15 protein-coding genes and 1 tRNA gene are annotated in these 19,578 nt (G+C 75.4%); 5 read left to right on the forward strand and 11 right to left on the reverse strand.

Translation table 11 applies throughout. From position 1 onward, the window contains the following. The 3 genes from BMW27_RS12045 to BMW27_RS23715 form a co-directional block, all read left to right on the forward strand. The coding region (locus tag BMW27_RS12045) for a UDP binding domain-containing protein (protein WP_281244756.1) at window positions 1-396 on the forward strand (396 nt) is incomplete at its 5' end. After that, window positions 396-1,190, forward strand: coding sequence for an SGNH/GDSL hydrolase family protein (locus BMW27_RS12050; protein ID WP_091444367.1), 795 nt, complete (start codon window positions 396-398; stop codon window positions 1,188-1,190). The genes BMW27_RS12045 and BMW27_RS12050, both read left to right, overlap by 1 nt. A gap of 216 nt (window positions 1,191-1,406) precedes the next feature. Further along, a complete protein-coding gene (locus BMW27_RS23715; protein WP_091444371.1) occupies window positions 1,407-5,456 on the forward strand; it encodes a PKD domain-containing protein in 4,050 nt (1,349 codons plus the stop codon). Window positions 5,457-6,364: 908 nt separating this feature from the next. Here BMW27_RS23715 and BMW27_RS12065 read toward each other — a convergent pair. From BMW27_RS12065 to BMW27_RS12090, 6 genes are all read right to left on the reverse strand, one after another. After that, a complete protein-coding gene (locus BMW27_RS12065) occupies window positions 6,365-7,783 on the reverse strand; it encodes a sugar transferase (protein ID WP_245743515.1) in 1,419 nt (472 codons plus the stop codon). A 264-nt stretch (window positions 7,784-8,047) separates the two neighbouring features. Further along, on the reverse strand, window positions 8,048-8,635 hold the full coding sequence (gene pth / locus BMW27_RS12070) for an aminoacyl-tRNA hydrolase (protein WP_091444380.1): 588 nt from the start codon (window positions 8,633-8,635) through the stop codon (window positions 8,048-8,050). A gap of 62 nt (window positions 8,636-8,697) precedes the next feature. After that, window positions 8,698-9,402 carry a 50S ribosomal protein L25/general stress protein Ctc gene (locus tag BMW27_RS12075; RefSeq protein ID WP_091445124.1) on the reverse strand — a complete coding sequence of 235 codons (705 nt, stop codon included), beginning with the start codon at window positions 9,400-9,402 and terminating at the stop codon, window positions 8,698-8,700. 356 nt (window positions 9,403-9,758) lie between these two features. Beyond that, entirely contained in the window at window positions 9,759-10,739 is a 981-nt protein-coding gene (locus BMW27_RS12080; RefSeq protein WP_091445125.1) for a ribose-phosphate diphosphokinase, read from the reverse strand. Between the two features lie 48 nt (window positions 10,740-10,787). Next, window positions 10,788-12,284, reverse strand: a complete 1,497-nt coding sequence (gene glmU / locus BMW27_RS12085) for a bifunctional UDP-N-acetylglucosamine diphosphorylase/glucosamine-1-phosphate N-acetyltransferase GlmU (RefSeq protein WP_091444384.1) — start codon at window positions 12,282-12,284, stop codon at window positions 10,788-10,790. A 28-nt stretch (window positions 12,285-12,312) separates the two neighbouring features. Next, window positions 12,313-12,388: transfer RNA gene (locus BMW27_RS12090), tRNA-Gln, on the reverse strand. A gap of 168 nt (window positions 12,389-12,556) precedes the next feature. Here BMW27_RS12090 and BMW27_RS12095 point away from each other — a divergent pair. Both BMW27_RS12095 and BMW27_RS12100 read left to right on the forward strand, forming a co-directional pair. Continuing rightward, window positions 12,557-13,546: an acyl-CoA desaturase gene (locus tag BMW27_RS12095; RefSeq protein WP_091444387.1), complete on the forward strand. Its 990-nt coding sequence runs from the start codon at window positions 12,557-12,559 to the stop codon at window positions 13,544-13,546. A gap of 74 nt (window positions 13,547-13,620) precedes the next feature. Further along, entirely contained in the window at window positions 13,621-14,244 is a 624-nt protein-coding gene (locus tag BMW27_RS12100) for a TetR/AcrR family transcriptional regulator (protein WP_091444390.1), read from the forward strand. Window positions 14,245-14,278: 34 nt separating this feature from the next. Here BMW27_RS12100 and BMW27_RS12105 read toward each other — a convergent pair whose 3' ends face one another. From BMW27_RS12105 to BMW27_RS12125, 5 genes are all read right to left on the reverse strand, one after another. After that, on the reverse strand, window positions 14,279-15,244 hold the full coding sequence (locus tag BMW27_RS12105; RefSeq protein ID WP_091444393.1) for a 4-(cytidine 5'-diphospho)-2-C-methyl-D-erythritol kinase: 966 nt from the start codon (window positions 15,242-15,244) through the stop codon (window positions 14,279-14,281). Further along, window positions 15,241-16,107 (reverse strand): 16S rRNA (adenine(1518)-N(6)/adenine(1519)-N(6))-dimethyltransferase RsmA, encoded by an 867-nt coding sequence (gene rsmA / locus BMW27_RS12110; RefSeq protein ID WP_091444395.1) that lies wholly within the window; start codon window positions 16,105-16,107, stop codon window positions 15,241-15,243. The genes BMW27_RS12105 and rsmA overlap by 4 nt, the downstream gene beginning before the upstream one ends. Before the next feature lie 8 nt (window positions 16,108-16,115). Next, window positions 16,116-17,216 (reverse strand): resuscitation-promoting factor, encoded by a 1,101-nt coding sequence (locus tag BMW27_RS12115; RefSeq protein ID WP_091444398.1) that lies wholly within the window; start codon window positions 17,214-17,216, stop codon window positions 16,116-16,118. A gap of 496 nt (window positions 17,217-17,712) precedes the next feature. Then, window positions 17,713-18,552: a hypothetical protein gene (locus tag BMW27_RS12120; RefSeq protein ID WP_091444401.1), complete on the reverse strand. Its 840-nt coding sequence runs from the start codon at window positions 18,550-18,552 to the stop codon at window positions 17,713-17,715. Between the two features lie 100 nt (window positions 18,553-18,652). Further along, on the reverse strand, window positions 18,653-19,516 hold the full coding sequence (locus BMW27_RS12125; protein WP_091444403.1) for a TatD family hydrolase: 864 nt from the start codon (window positions 19,514-19,516) through the stop codon (window positions 18,653-18,655). Between the last annotated feature and the right edge of the window lie 62 nt (window positions 19,517-19,578).

A 19,578-nucleotide genomic window follows, 5' to 3' on the forward strand; every position in this document is an offset into this window, starting at 1 on the left:
GTCTGCGACGGCTCGCTGCTGGGCAAGCACATCGCCGTGCTCGGCGCGGCGTTCAAGCCCGACTCCGACGACATCCGCGACTCCCCGGCGCTCAACGTCGCCGCCCAGCTGCAACTGCAGGGCGCGGTGGTGTGCGTCACCGATCCGGCCGCGATCGACAACGCCCGCCGGTCCTGGCCGCAGCTGGACTACGCGCCCACCCCCGAGCAGGCCGCGCACCGGGCCGACGCGGTGCTGGTGCTCACCGAGTGGCGGCAGTACCGCGACCTGGACCCGGTCGCCTTCGGGCAGGTCGTGGCCGGCAAGCGGGTCCTCGACGGCCGCAACGCCCTGGACCGGGAGGCCTGGACCGCCGCCGGCTGGACCTACCGCGCCCTCGGCCGACGGACCGACTGATGCGCACCCGATCCGCGACGCCCGGCGGTCGGATCCGCGGCTCCGGCAGCGGGAGGTGGGAGCGGCCGCCGGCCTGGGCCCTCGTCGCCATGGCGCTGTGCCTGGCCGGACTGGTCGCCGTCGGGCCGTCGGCCCTCGCGCCGGGCGCCGTCCCGAGCGCGGAGGCCACGGAGCCCACCGCGGCACCGCCCGCCGCTCCCGCCCGTCCGACGGCGGTCCCGCTGCCGTGGCCGGCCGACCGCCCCCTCCGGGTGCTCTTCATCGGGGACTCCCTGATGTGGGGGTCCTTCGCCAGTGACGAGAGCCTGACCTACCGGGCACGCGTCACGGCCGCGCTCTCGGCCCGTGGGCCGGTGGAGGTCGCCACCGTCGGCGGCCCCGGCTGGAGCGCGGCCGAGGCCACGGAGGACCTGCCCGGGGTGGCCGGGCCGTTCGACCTGGTCCTCGTCGAGGTCGGCGCCAACGACTCGGTCGCCCTGACGGCGGCCCGGTTCGGCGAGGACTACGCCGCGCTGCTCGACGGCGTCCGCGCGCTGGCTCCCGACGCCGCGCTGGTGTGCGACGGCGTCTGGAACGGCCCGGAGCTCGCGACGGCCCTCGACCGGGAGCTGCGGCCGGTCTGCGCCGAGCACGGCGGCGTCGTCGTCCCGCTGAGCCAGCTCTACGTCGACGAGACGCTGCGCGGGCCCGAGGGTTCGCCGGTCCCGGGTGGAGGGGTCCGCGACCAGTTCCACCCCAACGACGCGGGCCATGCCGCGATCGCCGAGGCGATGCTGGCGGTCCTCGACCTCTGAGCAGCCGGCTCCCTCCGCCTGCAGGTGGAACTCCCCGTGAGGCTGCGGGGAAGGACGGCGGTCGCAGCTCGGGGGGACGACCGGGTGTCACCTCGCCGGGGGACGCGACGCTCACGCTGCGTCACATAGCTTGGCCGGACAAGGTCATCCGACGGAGCGGGACGCCCTCGAGGGACGTCGCGCACGGGTCAGTGCAACAACGGGGGAACAACGCTCGTGCGTGCCACACGCAGTCTCGTCCTGGTCGTCCTCGCCGCCCTCCTGGCCGTCGGCGGCCTGGTCGTCGGCCCCGACCGGGCCGCCGCAGCTACAGGCGACTTCGGCCACCAGGGACCGTCCTACGCCGGCGTCTCCCACGTGCCCACGTCCGACAAGCCACAGAGCAAGCTCTGGTTCGCCCAGGGCTCGTGGTGGGCGGACATGTTCGACACCGTCTCCGGGACCTGGCACGTCTTCCGGCTGGACCGCTCCACGCAGCAGTGGGTGGACACCGGCGTGCAGATCGACGACCGGCCGAACACGCTGGCCGACGTGCTGTGGGACGGCACGCACCTGTACGTCGCGTCGCACGTGGTGAGCCTCTCCAGCGACACGAGCGCCACCCCGTCCCAGCCGGGCAACCCGGCGCGGCTCTACCGGTACAGCTGGTCCGCCGACCGCGGGTACACGCTCGACGCCGGCTTCCCCGTCGCGATCACCCAGTACTCGAGCGAGTCCCTGACCATCGACAAGGACTCCACCGGCACCCTCTGGGCCACCTGGACGCAGGTCAGCGCGGCCGCGGGCGGCGGCTACACGAGCGCGGTGCACGTCAACTCCACCACCGGCAGCGACAGCAGCTGGGGGACGCCGTTCGTCGTCCCGGTGGCCGGGTCGACCGTGTCGCAGGACGACATCTCCAGCGTGGTGGCCTTCGGCCGCAACCGGATCGGGCTGCTGTGGAGCAACCAGCTGGACGGGACCGTGTACTGGGCGGTCCACGACGACGGCACCTCCCGCACCTCCTGGCGGGGCAGCCCGGCCGTCCGGGGGAACAAGCAGGCCGACGACCACCTCAACATCAAGGCGGTGCAGGCCGACACGTCCGGTCGGGTGTTCGCGGTGGTCAAGACCAGCCTGGACGGCGAGCCGACGGCCGTGCCGACCGACCCGCAGATCCGCCTGCTGAGCTTCAAGCCCGGCACGGGTGCCTGGTCCGCCACGACGGTGGGCACCCTGGCCGACTGCCACACCCGGCCGCTGCTGATCCTGGACGAGCAGCACCAGACCGTCCACGTGCTGGCCACGGCACCCACCAGCGGCGGGTGCCCCTTCGCCGGCGCTCCCGGCACCATCTACGACAAGACCGCACCGATGGCCGATCCGGTCTTCGCCGCCGGGCGCGGCACCCCGGTCATCCGCGACGTGGCCTCGGCCACCATGAACGACGTCACCGGCACGAAGCAGAGCGTGACCTCGGCCAGCGGGATCGTCGTCCTGGCCAGCAACAAGGCCACCCAGCGCTACTGGCACGCCGACCTCGCCGCCCAGCCGGCGGCACCGGTGGCCCCCGTCGCGTCGTTCACGACCTCGACGACGTCCGGGGCGGCACCGCTGCCGGTGCAGTTCACCGACACCTCGAGCGGCGCCCCCACCTCCTGGACGTGGGACTTCGGCGACGGCACCACCGCCACCACCCAGAGCCCGGCGCACACCTACGCCGCCCCGGGCACCTACACGGTCCGGCTGACCGCCACCAACGCGACCGGTTCGAGCACCCCGGCCACCGCCACCGTCGCGGTGACCGCCGCGGCGACCGCGAGCGGCGTCGTCACGGCCGGTGCGTCGACCACCGCGGCCGCGACGACGGCCGGCACCGAGGTGACGATCCCGCTGCCCGCGGGCGTGACCGCCGGCACCGTGCTGGTCGCCCAGGTCACCGCGGACGGCGCGCCCACCATGGCCGGCGTCCCCAGCGGCTGGACGGCGCTCCTGACCCGACCGCTCGCCCTCGGCAGCGGCGCCCGGGTGTTCGCCTACCACCGGGTCGTCGGTGACCCGGCCACCGAACCGGCCACCGCGACGTGGACGCTGTCCGCGGCCCAGCGGTGGGGCGGTGGCATGACCGCCTTCGAAGGGGCCGACCCCGCCGCCCCCTTCGACACCCCGCTGAGCACCGCCGTCGACACCACCTACGCGGCCACCCAGCTCACCGTGCCCGGTCCGACCACCGTCACCGACGGCGCCCTGCTCGTCGGCGGTCTCGGCCTGGACAACCTCACGACCGGCGTCACCCCGCCCGGCGCGTGGACCGAGGCCTGGGAGAGCACCGGGGGCCAGGTGTCGGAGATGGCCTCCCGCCAGACCTCCGCGCCCGGCCCGGCCGGGGACCTCACCTGGACCCTGAGCCGGGCGACGGCCGCGGGCGGCTGGGCCCGCGCGCTGCGCCCGAGGCCCGCGCCCCCGACGGCGTCCTTCACCACCTCGGCGACCGAGGGGCAGGCGCCCCTGGCGGTGCAGTTCACCGACACCTCGACCGGCGCCCCCACCTCCTGGACGTGGGACCTCGGCGACGGCACGACCGCCGGCACGCAGAACCCGGCGCACACCTACACCGCGCCGGGCACCTACACGGTCCGGCTGACCGCCACCAACGCCCTCGGCGACAGCGCCCCGGCCACCGCGACGGTGACCGTGACGGCGCCTCCGCCGCCGCGGCCGGCGGGCATCACGGTGGGCGCGTCGACGACCGCGGTCGGGCTGACGGCGACCACCGCCGTCGCCGTGCCCCGCCCGGCGGGCGTGGCCACCGGTGACGTCCTGGTCGCGCAGATCACCGCCAACGGTGCGCCGGCGATGGCGTCGGCACCGGCGGGCTGGACGGCGGTGGTCTCCCCGATCGCCGTGCACACGGGCGCCCGCGTGTTCGCCTACTCCCACGTGGTGACCGACGCGGCGGCCGAGCCGGCGAGCTACACGTGGCAGCTCTCGGCCGCGCAGAAGTGGAACGCCGGGATGACCGCCTTCTCCGGGGTGGACACCACCACGCCCTTCGACACGGCGGCCAGCACCGCCGTGCAGACCGGGTACACGACCGCGAGCCTCGCCGTCCCCGGCGTGACCACGACGACGGCCGGCGCGATGCTCGTCGGCGGGGTCGGGCTGGACAGCTCGGAGACCGCGGTGACCCCGCCGTCCGGGTGGACCGAGGCCTGGGACAGCAACGGCGCCCAGGTGTCCGAGCTGGCCTCTCGCGCCGTGGCCACGCCCGGCGCCACCGGCTCGGCGACCTGGACCCTGGGCAAGGGCACCTCCTCCGGCGGCTGGCTGCGGGCCCTGCGTCCGGCGTCCGGTCCTCCGGCTCCGCCGCCGGGTCCGGTGGCGCCGACGGCGTCCTTCACCACCTCGGCGACCGGTGGGCCGGCGCCGCTGGCGGTGCAGTTCACCGACACCTCGACCGGCGCCCCCACCTCCTGGACGTGGGACCTCGGCGACGGCACGACCGCCGGCACGCAGAACCCGGCGCACACCTACACCGCGCCGGGCACCTACACGGTGACCCTGACCGCCGCCAACGCCACCGGGACCAGCGCGCCGGCCACCGCGACCATCACGGTGACGGACACGGGCACCCCGCCGCCACCGGCGGGTGGCGCGGTGACGGCCGGGCCGTCGGGGACGGCGGTGTCGCTGACCGCGGTGCCGGACGTGACGGTGCCCCGCCCGGCCGGGATCGCCGACGGCGACGTCCTGATCGCCCAGGTCACCACGGACAACGCCCCGACCGTCAGCAGCGCCCCGGCCGGCTGGACGCCGGTGCTCACCGGCCCGGTCTCCATCGGCGGCGGAGCACGCGTCTTCGTCTACTCGCACGTGGTGACCAGCGCGGCCGCCGAGCCGGCGTCCTACACCTGGCGGCTGTCGGCAGCCCAGAAGTGGGGCGCCGTCGTGGGCAGCTTCCGCGGGGTCGACCCGACCGCTCCCCTCGACACCGCGCCGGTGACCGCGGTCGACCGCACGTTCACCGCGAGCAGCCTGACCCTCCCCGGGGTCACCACCGTCACGCCCGGCGCCATGCTGGTCGGGGGCATCGGGCTGGACAGCTCGGCGGCCGGCATCGAGCCGCCGGCCGGGTGGACCGAGCTCGGGGAGAGCAGCGGGGCCCAGGCCGCCGAGCTGGCCTCGCGCGCGACGGCCACCGCGGGGCCCAGCGGCAGCGCCACCTGGCGCCTGCCGAAGGCGACCGCCGTCGGTGGCTGGCTGGTGGCACTGCGCCCGGCCGCCTGACCGGCTCGGCCACGCGGACGTCACCGGCGGCCGGCTGACGACGAGCCCGCCTCCGGGCCACCTCGGCGCCGAGCGCCGGGCCGCGGGTACGTCTCGACGTCCCCGCGGCCCGCACGACCGTGGGGGTCGCCGGGTTGGGCGCCGGGGGCTCCTGCCGGAGGCGGGCACGGGGCACGTCCAGGTGGACGACCGCGCCGGCGGCTACCGACGTCTTCGGCGTCGCTCGGCGCGCCGCGGAACGGCGGGTCGGTGACCGCCGCCGCACGGCAGCCGGCGGCTGCGGTGCCCGGCCTGCCGGCTCGGCGCCTCGTGGGAGCCGTTCAGCGACTAGCCGGGGCCGCACGCGCATGGCTGCGGGCTCCGGGCCGCGCAGCGAGGGCCCCGAGCCGTCAGCTGCCCGCGGTGCTCGTCGGGCGACACCGGCACCGCCACCTCGGACGACCACGAGGCGCCGAGCGACGGCACCGTCCCCCGTGTCGCGCCGCCGGGACCACGACCTGCGTGAGGCGTGCGTCGAGCTCGGCAGCCAGGCGGCCTGCTGGTCCTGCGCTCGATCCCGACGACGTGCTGCGGTGGAGGCCTCGGTCGACGACCACCGGCCCGACGACGGCGCCCTGACGCCGTTCCCCGTCGGCTACGGTCCGAGGAGCGCCGGGTGCGCCGGCGCCCTCGACCCCACCCCTGCCCGCACGTGCCCGACCCGGCCCCGGTGCCCGGGGCGAGGCCACCGACCCGTCACGGACGGTGCACCGGTCGGCCCGGAGACCTCGACGCCGGCTGCGCCTCCGGCCAGGACCCGGCCACCGGCCGCGTCACCGGGGCCGGCCGGGGGTCCGGCCCCGGACAGCACGGAGCCGGGCGCCCGCACCGACCGGGGTCGGGTGCGGGCGCCCGGCCTCCTCCGACGCTCAGTAGGCCCCGGAGCTGCTGACGACGGCGCGGAAGGTCTTCACGAGGATGAGCAGGTCCATCGCCAGCGACCAGTTCTCGACGTAGCGCAGGTCCAGGCGGACCGACTCGTGCCACGACAGGTCGGAGCGACCGGAGATCTGCCACAGGCCGGTGAGCCCGGGCTTGACCAGCAGCCGGCGGCTGACGGACGTGTCGTAGCGGGCGACCTCGCCCGGCAGCGGCGGCCGCGGGCCGACCAGCGACATGGAACCCCCGAGGACGTTGAGCAGCTGCGGCAGCTCGTCCAGCGACAGCCGGCGCAGCACCCGGCCGACCGGGGTCACCCGCGGGTCCACGCGCATCTTGAACAGCAGGCCGTCGGAGATGTTCTGCGCCCGCAGGGCGTCGACCTGGCGGTCGGCGTCGACCACCATGCTGCGGAACTTCAGCATCGTGAAGGCCTGCCCGTTCACGCCCACCCGCTCCTGGCGGTAGAGGACCGGGCCCGGGCTGGTGACCTTGACGGCGGCGGCGACGGACAGCAGCACCGGAGCGAGCAGCAGCAGCGCCAGGGCGGCCACCACCCGGTCCAGGCCGCCCTTGACGACGCGCTGCCAACCCTCGAAGCGCGGCTGCTCCACCGACAGCAGCGGCAGCCCCTCGAACGGCCGGATGTGCAGCCGTGGCCCGGCGACCTCGACGAGGCCGGGGGCCACCAGCAGCTCGATGCCGGTGCCCTCCAGCTGCCAGGACAGCGAGCGCAGGTACTGCGACGCCGTCTCGCTGGCGGAGGTGACCGCTATGGTGTCCGCGTCGAGCTGCCCGGCCAGCGTCAGGACGTCGTCCAGCCCACCGACGGGGACGCCGGCGGCGTGGGCCACCCGGTCGCGGTCGTCGGGGGTGACACAGGCGGCGACGACCTCCAGGCCGGCGAACTGCTCGCGCCGCAGCCGGTCGACCAGCTCGAGGGCGGCGGTGCCGCGACCCACGACGACGACCCGCTTGGTGCACCGGCCCTGGGCGCGCAGGCCGCGCAGCGCGCAGCGGGCGGCGAACCGCCCCACCAGGGTGCCCACGGCGAGCGCGGGGACGGCGCCGACGACCAGGGCCCGGCTGAGGTCCAGCTCGGCGGCGTAGGAGGCGAAGCCGGCCAGAGCCAGGAGCAGGAAGCCGGCCCTGCCGACGGCGCGGTACTCGTCGCTGCCGGTGCCGAAGACCCGCTCGGCGTGGGCGCCGGTGGTGTGCAGCAGGACCGGCCAGGCGAGGACGAGACCGACGCTCGCCCAGAACAGCGAGGTGGTCGGCGATGCCCCCGGGTGCGTGCCGAGGACGCAGGCCCCGGCCACCGCGGCGGCCACCACCTCGAAGGCGGTGAGGACGCGCGAGTACCGCCCGGCCCAGGGCGCCCTGCCGGCCCGCGGGCGGGGCCGGAGCACGGTGGACGGCGGATCCGCGAGAGTGCGGGACGCCGTCCCGAGACGGACGGCGGAGTGGTCGAGCAGCACGGTTCCCCCCGGACACGCGTGACAACGTGTGATCGGCGCCGCTCGCGCCAGGACCACCACCCGCCTGCCACCAGGGGGTTCGCCCGGGACGAGCGCCCGATGTCGCAAGAACGATCACAGCCGGTCACGAGCGGGTCAATGCGGAGGGGACGCCTTCACCCGTTGGGGACGGCGACTCACCCACCCGTGGCGGGGTCAGCTGCGCGGGTGGACCACGTTCTGCGCGGCCTCGAGGCCCAGCGCCAGGAGCTCCTCGGTGGCGTCGGCGGCCTCGGCGACCAGCAGGTCCAGTTCCTTGCGCTCGGTGGCCGAGAAGTCCTTGAGCACGAAGTCGGCCGGGTCCTGGCGGCCGGGCGGGCGGCCGATGCCGACGCGCACCCGGAGGTAGTCCCTGGTGCCGGTGGCACGGGAGATCGACCGCAACCCGTTGTGGCCGCCCTCGCCGCCGCCGCGCTTGAGCCGCACGCCGGCGAAGGGGATGTCGAGCTCGTCGTGCAGCACCACGAGGTCGGTGGCGGGGATGGAGTGGTAGTCGAGCAGGCCGCGGACGGGGCCGCCGGACTCGTTCATGTAGCTCGTGGGGCGCGCCAGCACGACGCGGCGGCCGGCCAGCCGGCCCTCACCGATCAGCGTCCGCGCCCGCTTGCCCTTCCCGGGGGAGAGCCGCACGCCGGCGCGCGCGGCGAGCTCGTCGAGCACCATCGCGCCGACGTTGTGCCGGTTGCCGGCGTAGGACGGCCCGGGGTTGCCCAGCCCGACGACGAGGAAGGGTCCCTCGGACACGGCCGCAGGGGCGCCGGCGTCGCCGGCGCCCCTGCGGGTGGTGTTCTCGCTCAGGGTCGGCCTCAGCCCTTCTCGGCCGACTCCATCGACTCCCCGCTGCCCTGGTCCTGCGGCTCGGAGACGACGTCACCCTGACCGGTGCCCTCCTCGGCGGGCGCGGACTCCTCGCGCTCGATGCCGGCCTCGGCCTCGGCCTCGGCGAGCTCGGCCTCGAGGGCCTCGGCGGTCGGGGCACCCAGGAAGCCGATGACCAGGGCCTCGGGGTCGGTGACCAGCGTCGCGCCGCGCGGCAGCACGACGTCGGCCGCGGTGATGTTCTGACCGGCGGTCCGGCCGGTCACGTCGACCTCGAGGGTGTCGGGCAGGTTCGTGGCGTCCGCCTCGATCGAGACGGTGTTCAGCTGGTGGTTCGGGATGGCGTCGACGCCAGGCTCACCCACGACGACGATCGGCACGTCGACGGTGGTCCGCTCGCCGCGGCGCACCAGGAGCAGGTCGACGTGCTCGTGGACACGGGTCAGCGGGTCGCGCTGGACGGACTTGGTCAGCGCCAGCTGCTCCTCGCCGTCGAGGACGACGGTGATCAGGGCGTTGCTGCCGCCGTTGCGCAGCACCGCGGCGAACTCGCGGGCCGGCAGGGACAGGTGCACGACGTCCTGGCCGTGCCCGTAGAGGACGGCGGGGATGCGGCCGGCCCGGCGGGTGCGGCGGGCGCTGCCCTTGCCGAACTCGGTGCGGGCCTCGGCGACGAGGCGGAAGTCAGCCACGGTGGTGTGCTCCTCGGGGAGGTGGATCCGGGTCGGTGGCCGGCACACGGCGCGGCACACCCCTGGAGGGCACACGCACGTCGATCACGGAGTACGGCGGACCGTCTCCCTCGCCGGGCAACGCCTTGAAGATACCCGAGGAGCCGCGGCAGGCACGCAGCGGTCCGTCCGAGCGGGGGCCCGGAGGGTTCCCCCGAGGACGGACGGGACGGGGGACGAAGAGGCTGGGACGGGAGCCGCCCTGCGAGGCCGGCCTGCCGAGCGGGGCCCGGAGGGTCCCCGAGGGAGGACGTGGGAACGGCTCAGCGCAGGCCGGGGACGGCACGTGGCCGCGGTGTCGGCCGGTAGGTCGACAGTTAAGACGCGCCGCCGAAGAGGCTCGTCACGGAGCCGTCCTCGAAGACCTCCTTGATCGCCCGGGCGAGCAGCGGGGCGATGGAGAGGACGGTGAGCTTGTCGAACTGGCGGGCCGGCTCGATGGGCAACGTGTTGGTCACGATGACCTCGCTGACGCGGCTGTTCTTCAGCCGGTCGACCGCCGGGCCGGAGAGGACGCCGTGGGTGGCGCAGACGATGACGTCAGCGGCACCGGCGTCGAACAGCGTCTCGGCGGCCTTCACGATGGTGCCGCCGGTGTCGATCATGTCGTCGACCAGGATGCAGACCCGGCCCTCCACCTCGCCGACGACCCGGTTGGCGACGACCTCGTTGGGTTTCATCGGGTCGCGGGTCTTGTGGATGAAGGCCAGCGGGACGCCGCCGAGCTTGTCGCTCCACCGCTCGGAGACGCGCACCCGCCCCGAGTCCGGCGACACCACGGTGATCTCGCGGTCGCCCCAGCGCTCCTTGACGTGCTCGACGAGCAGGTCGAGAGCGAAGAGGTGGTCGACGGGGCCGTCGAAGAAGCCCTGGATCTGCGCGGTGTGCAGGTCGACCGTCATCAGCCGGTCGGCGCCAGCGGTCTTGAACATGTCGGCGACCAGGCGGGCGGAGATGGGCTCGCGTCCGCGGTGCTTCTTGTCCTGACGGGCGTAGGGGAAGAACGGGGCGACGACGGTGATCCGCTTGGCCGACGCGCGCTTGGCGGCGTCGACCATGAGCAGCTGTTCCATCAGCCAGGTGTTGATCGGCGCGGTGTGGCTCTGGACGATGAACGCGTCGCAGCCGCGGACGGACTCCTCGAAGCGGACGAACAGCTCGCCGTTGGCGAACTCGTAGGACGCGGTGGGCGTCGGAGTCACGCCGAGGTGCCCGGCGATCTCCTCCGTCAGCTCGGGGTAGGCCCGGCCGGAGAAGAGCATCAGGCTCTTGCTGGTCGTCTGCCGGATCGCGCTCATCGGCTCGTCCACCCCTGCTCGTCGCGTCTGTCGGGCGACCGACGGGCCCTACTCGGACGCCTCCGCGCGAGTGTCGGCCGCCGCCTCGCCCCCTGCATCCTCGGCCGCCTCGGCGGCCCTCGCGGCAGCCGTCCCGGGACGGCGCCGCTTCACCCAGCCTGCCACATTGCGCTGACGCGCCCTCGCGACGCCCATCGCACCTGGGGGGACGTCGGTGGTGATGACCGAGCCGGCCGCGGTGTAGGCGCCGTCCCCGACGGTGACCGGCGCCACGAGCATGGTGTCCGAGCCGATGCGGACGTGGTCCCCGACCTCGGTGCGGTGCTTCTCGACGCCGTCGTAGTTCACGAACACCGTCGCCGCCCCGATGTTCGAGCCGCGGCCGATGGTGGCGTCCCCGACGTAGGACAGGTGCGGCACCTTGGATCCCTCGCCGAGCTGCACGTTCTTGGTCTCGACGAAGGCCCCGACCTTGGTCCCGGCCGACAGCCGCGAGCCCGGACGCAGGTAGCTGAACGGTCCGACGGTGGCGCGCGGGCCGACGACCGCGCCGAGGACGTGCGAGCGCACCACGCTCGCCTCCTCCTCGACGGTGGTGTCGACGAGCGTGGTGTCCGGCCCGACGACGGCGCCGGGAGCGACCGACGTCGACCCCCGGAGGTGGACGCCGGGCTCGAGCAGCGCGTCGGGCGCGACGGTGACGGTGACGTCGACCCAGGTGGTGGCCGGGTCGACGACGGTGACGCCGGAGCGCATCAGCTCGTCGAGGACGCGGTCGTTGAGGACGCGGCGGCGGGCGGCGAGCTCGCGGCGGTCGTTGCAGCCCAGGACGTCGACCGGGTCGTCGGCGGGGGCGCCGCCCACGGGGGCGCCCTCGGCGACCAGCAGGCCGAGGACGTCGGTGAGGTACTGCTCGCCCTGGTCGTTGTCCTCGCCGAGGGAGCCCAGCGCCCGGCGCAGCGCGGCGGCCTCGCCGACGTAGACGCCGGCGTTGACCTCGCGGACGGCGCGCTGCTCGTCGGTGGCGTCGCGCTCCTCGACGATGGCCCGGACGGCGCCGTCGGCATCCCGCACGATCCGGCCCAGGCCGGTCGGGTCGTCGACCTCGGCGGTCAGCACGGTCAGCACGTTGCCCGCCGCCCGGTGCACGTCGACCAGCGAGGTGACCGTCTCGGGGCGCAGCAGCGGGGCGTCGCCGTTGACCAGCAGCACCGGGCCCTCGAGGTCGGGGACGGCGGCCAGCGCGACCGCCGCGGCGTGCCCGGACCCGCGCTGCTCCTCCTGCAGCACCGGCCGCGCGCCGGGGGCGACCTGCGCCAGGTGCTCCTCCACGGCCTCCCGGCCTGCGCCGACCACCACGAGGGTGTGCCGGGCGGCCAGCGGCGTGGTCGCGGCCAGCACGTGGCCGAGCATGCTGCGCCCGCCGAGCGCGTGCAGCACCTTCGGCGTCGCGGACCTCATGCGGGTGCCCTGCCCGGCGGCGAGGACGACGACGGCGGCGATGCCGCCCTCGGGGGCGGAACCGGACGGCTGCAGAACGGACACGGATCTCCTCGGCCTCGGGCGTCTGTCGTGGCTGGGGGACTCGGACTCGAACCGAGACTTCCCGGCTCCAAAGGCCGGCGGGCTGCCGATTACCCCATCCCCCACTGCGGTCGCGCGGACGCCGGTCCGGCGTCCCCCGAGAGCCTAGGCGTCCGCCCCGGGAGCCACGGCGCCCCGCGCCCCGGCCCGGCGGGCGGGGCTCCCTACGGTGACGTAGCTTACGTACCGGTACGGCGGCCTCGCCGGACCGCACGACGCGACCTGGAGGCCGCTTGTCCGCTCCTGCTCCCACCCGGCCCACCGCCCCGGTCCTCCGGCCGGCCGTCCCCGATGCCGGGCTCCCGGCGAACGCCTTCGGCAAGGAGAAGGGGGTGCTGGAGCAGGTCACGCTCTACGTCTTCGTCGTCGTGCCGTTCCTCGCCCTCGCCGCCGTCGTCCCCGCCGTCTGGGGCTGGGGGCTGTCCTGGCTCGACGTCGGACTGGCCGTGGGCTTCTACTCCCTCACCCTGCTGGGGATCACCGTCGGCTACCACCGGTACTTCACCCACGGCTCGTTCAAGGCCGCCCGGCCGCTGCGGATCGCGCTGGCCGTCGTCGGCTGCATGGCCATCCAGGGACCGGTCGTGCAGTGGGTGGCCGACCACCGCCGCCACCACGCCTTCTCCGACCGCGAGGGCGACCCGCACTCGCCCTGGCGGTACGGCACCGACGCCCGCGCACTGCTCAAGGGCATGTGGCACGCCCACCTGGGCTGGCTGTTCGACCGCCGGCAGACCAACGCCGAGCGCTACGCCCCCGACCTGCTCAAGGACACCGGGCTGCGCCGCACCAGCCGGCTGTTCACCGTGTGGGCCTTCCTCAGCCTGGCGCTGCCGGCCGTCATCGGCGGCCTGGTCACGGCGAGCTGGACCGGCGCCTGGACGGCGTTCTTCTGGGCCGGCCTGGTGCGGGTCGCGCTGCTGCACCACGTGACCTGGTCCATCAACTCGGTGTGCCACGTCGTCGGCGACCGGCCGTTCGTCTCGCGGGACCGCGCCACCAACTTCTGGCCGCTGGCGATCCTCAGCGCCGGCGAGTCCTGGCACAACCTGCACCACGCCGACCCGACCTGCGCCCGGCACGGCGTCCTGCGCGGGCAGATCGACATCAGCGCGCGGGTGATCTGGGTGTTCGAGAAGCTCGGCTGGGCGCACGGCGTCAAGTGGCCCGACCCGGTCCGGCTGGCGGCCAAGCGCCGCACCGCGGCGACGGCCGCGTCCTGAGCAGCACCCCGTCCCCCTCACCCTTCGCAGGCTCGGGGCGAGCCGCTGGACGGGGGCGGGGCACGACAGGCGCCGTGCCCGGCGGCGCGGGCCGGCCCCGGGTGCGGATGACCGGTGCGCAGCGACGCCAGCAGCTGCTCGACGTCGGCCGGGAGGTGTTCGCCCAGCGGGGTTACGACGGCACCTCCATCGAGGAGCTCGCCGCCCGCGCCGACGTGAGCAAGCCGGTGGTGTACGAGCACTTCGGCGGCAAGGAGGGTCTCTACACCCTCGTCGTCGACCGGGAGATGCAGCGGCTGCTCGACCGGTTCACCGCCGCGCTGGCCGCCGGCGGCTCGCCGCGCGAGCTGCTGGAGCGCGCCGCCCTCGTGCTGCTGGACTACATCGAGGAGGACACCGACGGCTTCCGGGTGCTCACCCGCGACTCCCCGGCCGGCGGCTCGCCCGACGGCTGCGCATCCCTGATCGGCGAGGTCGCCCGCAAGGTCGAGCACGTCCTCGGCGCGCAGTTCAGCGTCCGCGGCCAGGACCCGGAGCTGGCCGAGCTGCACAGCCAGGCGCTGGTCGGGATGGTCGCCCTCGTCGGTCAGTGGTGGCTGGAGCGCCGCTCCCCCGGCAAGGAGCAGGTCGCCGCTCACCTGGTGGACCTCGCCTACGACGGTCTGGCCCGCCTCAGGCCCCCTCCCGGCGCGCCCTGAGCCGGTGGGCGGTGGGGGGTGAGGGGGTCCTCCCTCAGCCGACCAGCCGGGCGCCGGGGACGGGGCCGTGCACCGCCCGCACGGTGCGGTAGACGCCCTCCCCGGCCAGCGCCGCGGTCAGCCGCACCGCGGACTCCTCGTCCTCGGCGAGAGCGGCGACCGTCGGACCCGAGCCGCTGACCACCGCCGCCGCGGCACCGGCCCCGGTCGCGGCCCGCAGCGCCCGCCGCAGGTCCGGCCGCAGCGACAGCGCCGGGGGCTGCAGGTCGTTGCCGAGCGCGGCCGCCAGCGCGGGCACCGGACCGCTGCGCAGCGCCGCGATCACCGGGTCGGGCGAGGACAGCTCCGCACCGTCGGGTACCCGGCCCGCGGCCCGAAGCCGGTCCAGCTCGGCGTAGACCGCCGGCGTGGACAGCCCCTCGCCGGCGATGCCGAGCACCCAGTCCCAGCGGCGGCGGGCCAGCACGGGGGACAGCTGCTCCCCCCGGCCGGAGCCCAGGGCCACCCCGCCGAGCAGGCTGAACGGGACGTCGCTGCCCAGCCGGGCGGCCAGCGCGGTGAGCTCGCCGCGGGTGGCGTGGGTGGCCCACAGCGCGTCGAGGGCCACCAGCGCCGCGGCGGCGTCCGCGCTGCCGCCCGCCAGCCCCGCGGCGGCCGGGATCGACTTGTCGATGGTGATGGCGGCGTCGGCCGGCACCCCGGCACGCTGGGCCAGCAGCTCGGCGGCCCGCCAGACGAGGTTGCGGCGGTCGGCGGGGACGGCGTCCGGACCGCTGCCCGTCGTCCCCTCCCCGGTGACCGTGAGCGAGAGGCCGTCGCCGGGGCGCACGGTCACCGTGTCGAACAGCGAGACGGCCAGGTAGACGGTGCGCAGCTCGTGGAAACCGTCGGACCGCAGCGGCCCGACGGCGAGGTGCACGTTGACCTTGGCGGGGGCGCGGGCGACGACGGCGCCGTCCCCGGTCAGCCGGCCGGGTCCGCCGGGTGAGGACCAGCTCACTCCGCCACCTCCGTCGCGGCCAACCGCGCGAAGTCCGCGACCGACAGCTGCTCCCCGCGCGTGGTCGGGTCGATGCCGGCGGCGCGCAGCCGGGCCTCCGCCGCCGCGGGGCCGCCGGCCCAGCGGGCCAGCGCCGCGCGCAGCCCCTTGCGACGGGTGGCGAAGGCGGCGTCGATCACGGCGAAGGTGGCGGCGCGGTCGCCCGGGGGCGGCGGACGGCGGTCGAGGGCGACCAGGCCGGAGTCGACGTTGGGCTCGGGCCAGAAGACCCGCCGGCCGACGTTGCCGGCCCGGCGCACCTCGCCGTACCAGGCGGCCTTGGCCGACGGCACACCGTAGGGCGGCGAGCCCGGGGCCGCGGCCAGGCGCTCGGCGACCTCGGCCTGCACGAGGACCAGCGCGCGCCGCAGCGTCGGCAGCAGTTCCAGCAGGTGCAGCAGGACGGGCACCGCCACGTTGTACGGCAGATTGGCCACCAGCGCCGTCGGAGCGCGACCGGGGACCTCCTGGATGCGCAGCGCGTCGGCCTCGACGACGGTCAGCCGGTCGGCGAGCGCGGGAACTCGCCCGGCCACCGTGCGGGGCAGCAGCGCGGCCAGCCGGGGGTCGATCTCGACGGCGGTGACCTGCGCGGCGGCGGGCAGCAGCCCCAGGGTCAGCGAGCCGAGACCGGGGCCGACCTCCAGGACGACGTCCTCGGCGGTCAGCTCGGCGGTCCGCACGATCCGCCGGATGGTGTTCGCGTCGTGCAGGAAGTTCTGGCCGAGGGTCTTGGTGGGACGCAGTTCGAGCTGCTGGGCCAGGTCGCGGATCGCGGCCGGGCCCAGCAGCCCGTCGGTCTGTTCGGGAGGCGTGCTCAGCACCGGTCCGATCAGTTGAAGAGGCGCGAACCGCAGTGCGGCCACTGGCCGGCGCCGGAGCGCTGGTACAGCAGCTGCGCACGGTAGGTCTGCTCGTCGGCCGAGGCGGCGGCCGGGTCGCCGCTGCCGCCGACAGCGTTCCACGTCCCCTGCGAGAACTGGTACATGCCCCGGTACTTGCCGGTGCCGCTCACCGCGGTCGGGCGGCCACCGGACTCGCAGGCCGCCAGGGCGGCCCAGTTGAGGCCGTCCGCGCTGGGCTCGTTGCCGCTGGAGGCCGGGCGCGCCTTGGTGCCGACGGTGACCAGCTCGGCGACCGGCTCGCGGGTGACGGTGGCGGCCAGCTGCTCGCGGGCGGTCTCGACGCCGTCGGTGACCGTGACCCGGTAGGTGGTCACCTGCTCGCCCTCCACGCCCTCCTGGGTGACGGTGTCGTCGCCCTCGAAGGCGTTGGGGTCCTCGGTCTCGACGGTCTGGTAGTCGATGGGCGTGGGGACCGCGACCTCGGTGACCTGCACGCGGAAGACCTGCAGCCGCATGTGGGCCAGCAGCGCCTGCTCCGGGTACACGCTCGTGCGGTCGGTCGCGCCGAGGACGACGCCCTGCTCGACGAGCAGGTCCCCGGCGGTGGCCGCGGTGGTGGTGACCACGCGCTCCTGGCCGTCGACGACGAGGGTGACGTCCTTGGGCGTGGTGATCGACAGGGCCATGCCGTCGAGCGGGAGGCGCTCGCTGCGGCTGGCGGAGACGACGAGGTCCTCGGCGCGGTAGCCGAGCTGCGCGAGCGCCTCGTCGACCGACAGCGCGGTCACGTAGACCTCGCTCTGCACCCCGTCCACGGTGAGCGTGAGCGGACGGGCGCGGTTGAGCACGACGGTGTCGCCGTCGCTCACCGGGGCGGCGGCGTCCGGCAGGACGACGTCGTGCGACTGCGTCTGCAGGCCCGCCTCCTCGAGCACCTCACCGACCGTGCCGGCGTAGGTGCGGACCTCCCGCGCCTGGCCGTCGACGGTCACCGTCAGCGACTTCTGCGCGGCGAAGTAGGCCAGGGAGCCACCCAGGAGTCCCAGCAGGACGAGGGCGAGGAGGACGGGCTTCAGGGATCGGGGCACGACTCTCCCAGGGCTCGAGGACCCGGGAGGAGGAGCACGCGCAGGTGCACGCCGGCTGGCGGGCACCGAGCGCGACCCGGCTCGGACGGCAGTCGACCGGGAGACGGAGCTCCCGGTCGCGGTGCCCTCCGGGTCGGTTCCCACCCCGGCTGGTCACGACACGGTAACGGACACGATGCGTGTGGCAACGGTGCGCGACGAGTGAACCAGCGAGACGATCTGTCGACTCGGGGACGCGCCGACACGGTCCGTGACCGGCGCGCCGGGTGGGGCGGGTGTGACGAGTGCGCAGCGTGAGGTCAGCGCAGTGGTGGAGACCACGGCGTGATCACGGGCGGAGAGCGGTAGCCGACCCACTGCCGACGGGAGCCGCCCGGCGAGGCGGTCGCGCGGAGCGTGGCCCGGAGGGTCCGCGACGAGCAGCCGGACAGGGCTCAGCGCAGGCCGGGAACGGCACCTGGCCGCAGTGCGGTCCGGAGGACCGGGATGCCATGGATCACGTCGTCAGCGCCCGGTCGTCGACCCGGACGGGCTTGAGCCAGGTGACCAGGAAGACGGCGAGCGCGAGGCCGGCGGCCAGCGCGGCGAAGCCCCCGGCCACGAGCGCCACGGGCAACAGGTCGATGCCCTGGGTGACGCGGTCACCGAGGTCGATGCCCGCCGACAGCAGCAGGACCCCGACGGGCAGCAGCGCCAGCACGCTGACGGCGGCGGTGACCAGGTGCGCCGTCCAGGTGCGCAGCGCCTCGTCGACCGGCACGTCGGCCCCCTCGGCGGGCAGCGGGCGCACCAGCGTCCGCACCAGCGCCACCTCGGCGAGCAGCCAGGCGACCAGCGGAACGGCGACGGCGACCCAGCCGACGCTGTCGGGGAGCTCGCCGCGCTGCCACGTGAGGACGGCGGCGGTCAGCTCGGCGGCGACGACCGCACGCATGGACCAGAGCAGCACCATGGAGATGAGCTCGGACTGCCGGGGCCGGCGGGACGGCGAGCTGGTCCGCCAGCGCGGCCGGGGGCGGGTCGCCTCGGCGAGGACGACGCCCAGCAGCAACCCGAGGACGAGGGCCGGCAGCCAGAGGAACACCGACGCCTCACCGAACAGGGCGATGGCGGCGCCGATGCCGGCCACGCCGAGGACGAAGCCGAGCCGGCGCACCCGCCGCCCGTGCTGCGCCTGACGCCCGAGCACGGCGAGTCCCTCCGGCGTGGGGGTGGTGAACCCGACCGCCGCGGCGGCGACGGCCCGCCGGTCGGCGGCCAGGGCCCAGGCGCGGGCGAGCAGGACACCGGGGACCAGGACGGCGATGAAGAGCACGACGGCGATGAGGCGGCCCACGACGCCAGTGTCCCCCCGAACTGCGCGACGTGACGTGCGCCCGTCATGACACTGCGGTCCGACCGCCGGCCGGTCCCGCTGCAGGGGGCAGCGGGGTCTCTCACCAGCTCCCGAAGACGCGTTCGGCGGTGGTGGTGAGGTGGGCGCAGAGCTCCTCGAGCTCGACGCCGGTGACCTCGGCCAGTGCGCGGACCGTGTGCGGCACCAGCCGGGAGGCGTTGGGCCGGCCGCGGTACGGGACCGGGGTCAGGAACGGCGAGTCGGTCTCCACGAGCAGCTGCCCGACCGGCGCGAGCGCGGCGGCCTCCCGCAGGTAGCCGGCGTTGGCGAAGGTCAGCGTTCCCGCGAAGGACAGCACGAAGCCCCGCTCGACGCAGGCCCGGGCGAAGGGGACGTCACCGGAGAAGCAGTGCAGGACGGTGTGCTCGGGAGCCCCCTCGTCCTCCAGCACCCGGAGGATCTCCTCGTGGGCGTCGCGGTCGTGGATGACCAGCGCGACGCCGCGGTCCTGGGCGATCCGGATGTGCGCCCGGAACGACGCCTCCTGGGCCGCCCAGCCGTCGGGTCCGGTGCGGAAGCGGTCGAGACCGGTCTCCCCCACCGCCCGCACCCTGGGCAGCGCCGCGAGCCGGTCGATCTCGGCCAGCGCGTCCTCGGTCGCCGCGCCCGTACCCGCCTCGTTGGGGTGCAGGGCGACGGCGGCCAGCACGTTCGGGTGCCGGGCGGCGAGCTCGGCCGACCAGCGGGAGGAGCCGACGTCCACCCCGACCTGCACCAGCCGCGGGACGCCCACGGCGACGGCGGCGGCGATCTCGTCGTCCACGGCCCGGTCGTCCGGCCGCCGGTCGCTGTCGAGGGTGATGTCGAGGTGCGTGTGACTGTCGACCGCCGGGGACGGGAGCGGCTCGGGGGACGGCGGCGCCTCGCCCCTCCGGTTGGCGCGGGCCCCGGCCGACCGGCTCACACCAGGCCCTCGCCGACGTTCGGGCTCGGCCCTCGCCGGGCTGCTCCGCCCACCGGTGAGCT

Source organism: Geodermatophilus poikilotrophus, assembly GCF_900111455.1.
Lineage (GTDB): Bacteria > Actinomycetota > Actinomycetes > Mycobacteriales > Geodermatophilaceae > Geodermatophilus > Geodermatophilus poikilotrophus.

Coding starts and splice junctions, on each gene's coding strand:
- BMW27_RS12050 (WP_091444367.1), top strand. CDS start 396: ATGCGCACCCGATCCGCGACGCCCGGCGGTCGGATCCGCGGCTCCGGC.
- BMW27_RS12080 (WP_091445125.1), bottom strand. CDS start 10,739: ATGAGCGCGATCCGGCAGACGACCAGCAAGAGCCTGATGCTCTTCTCC.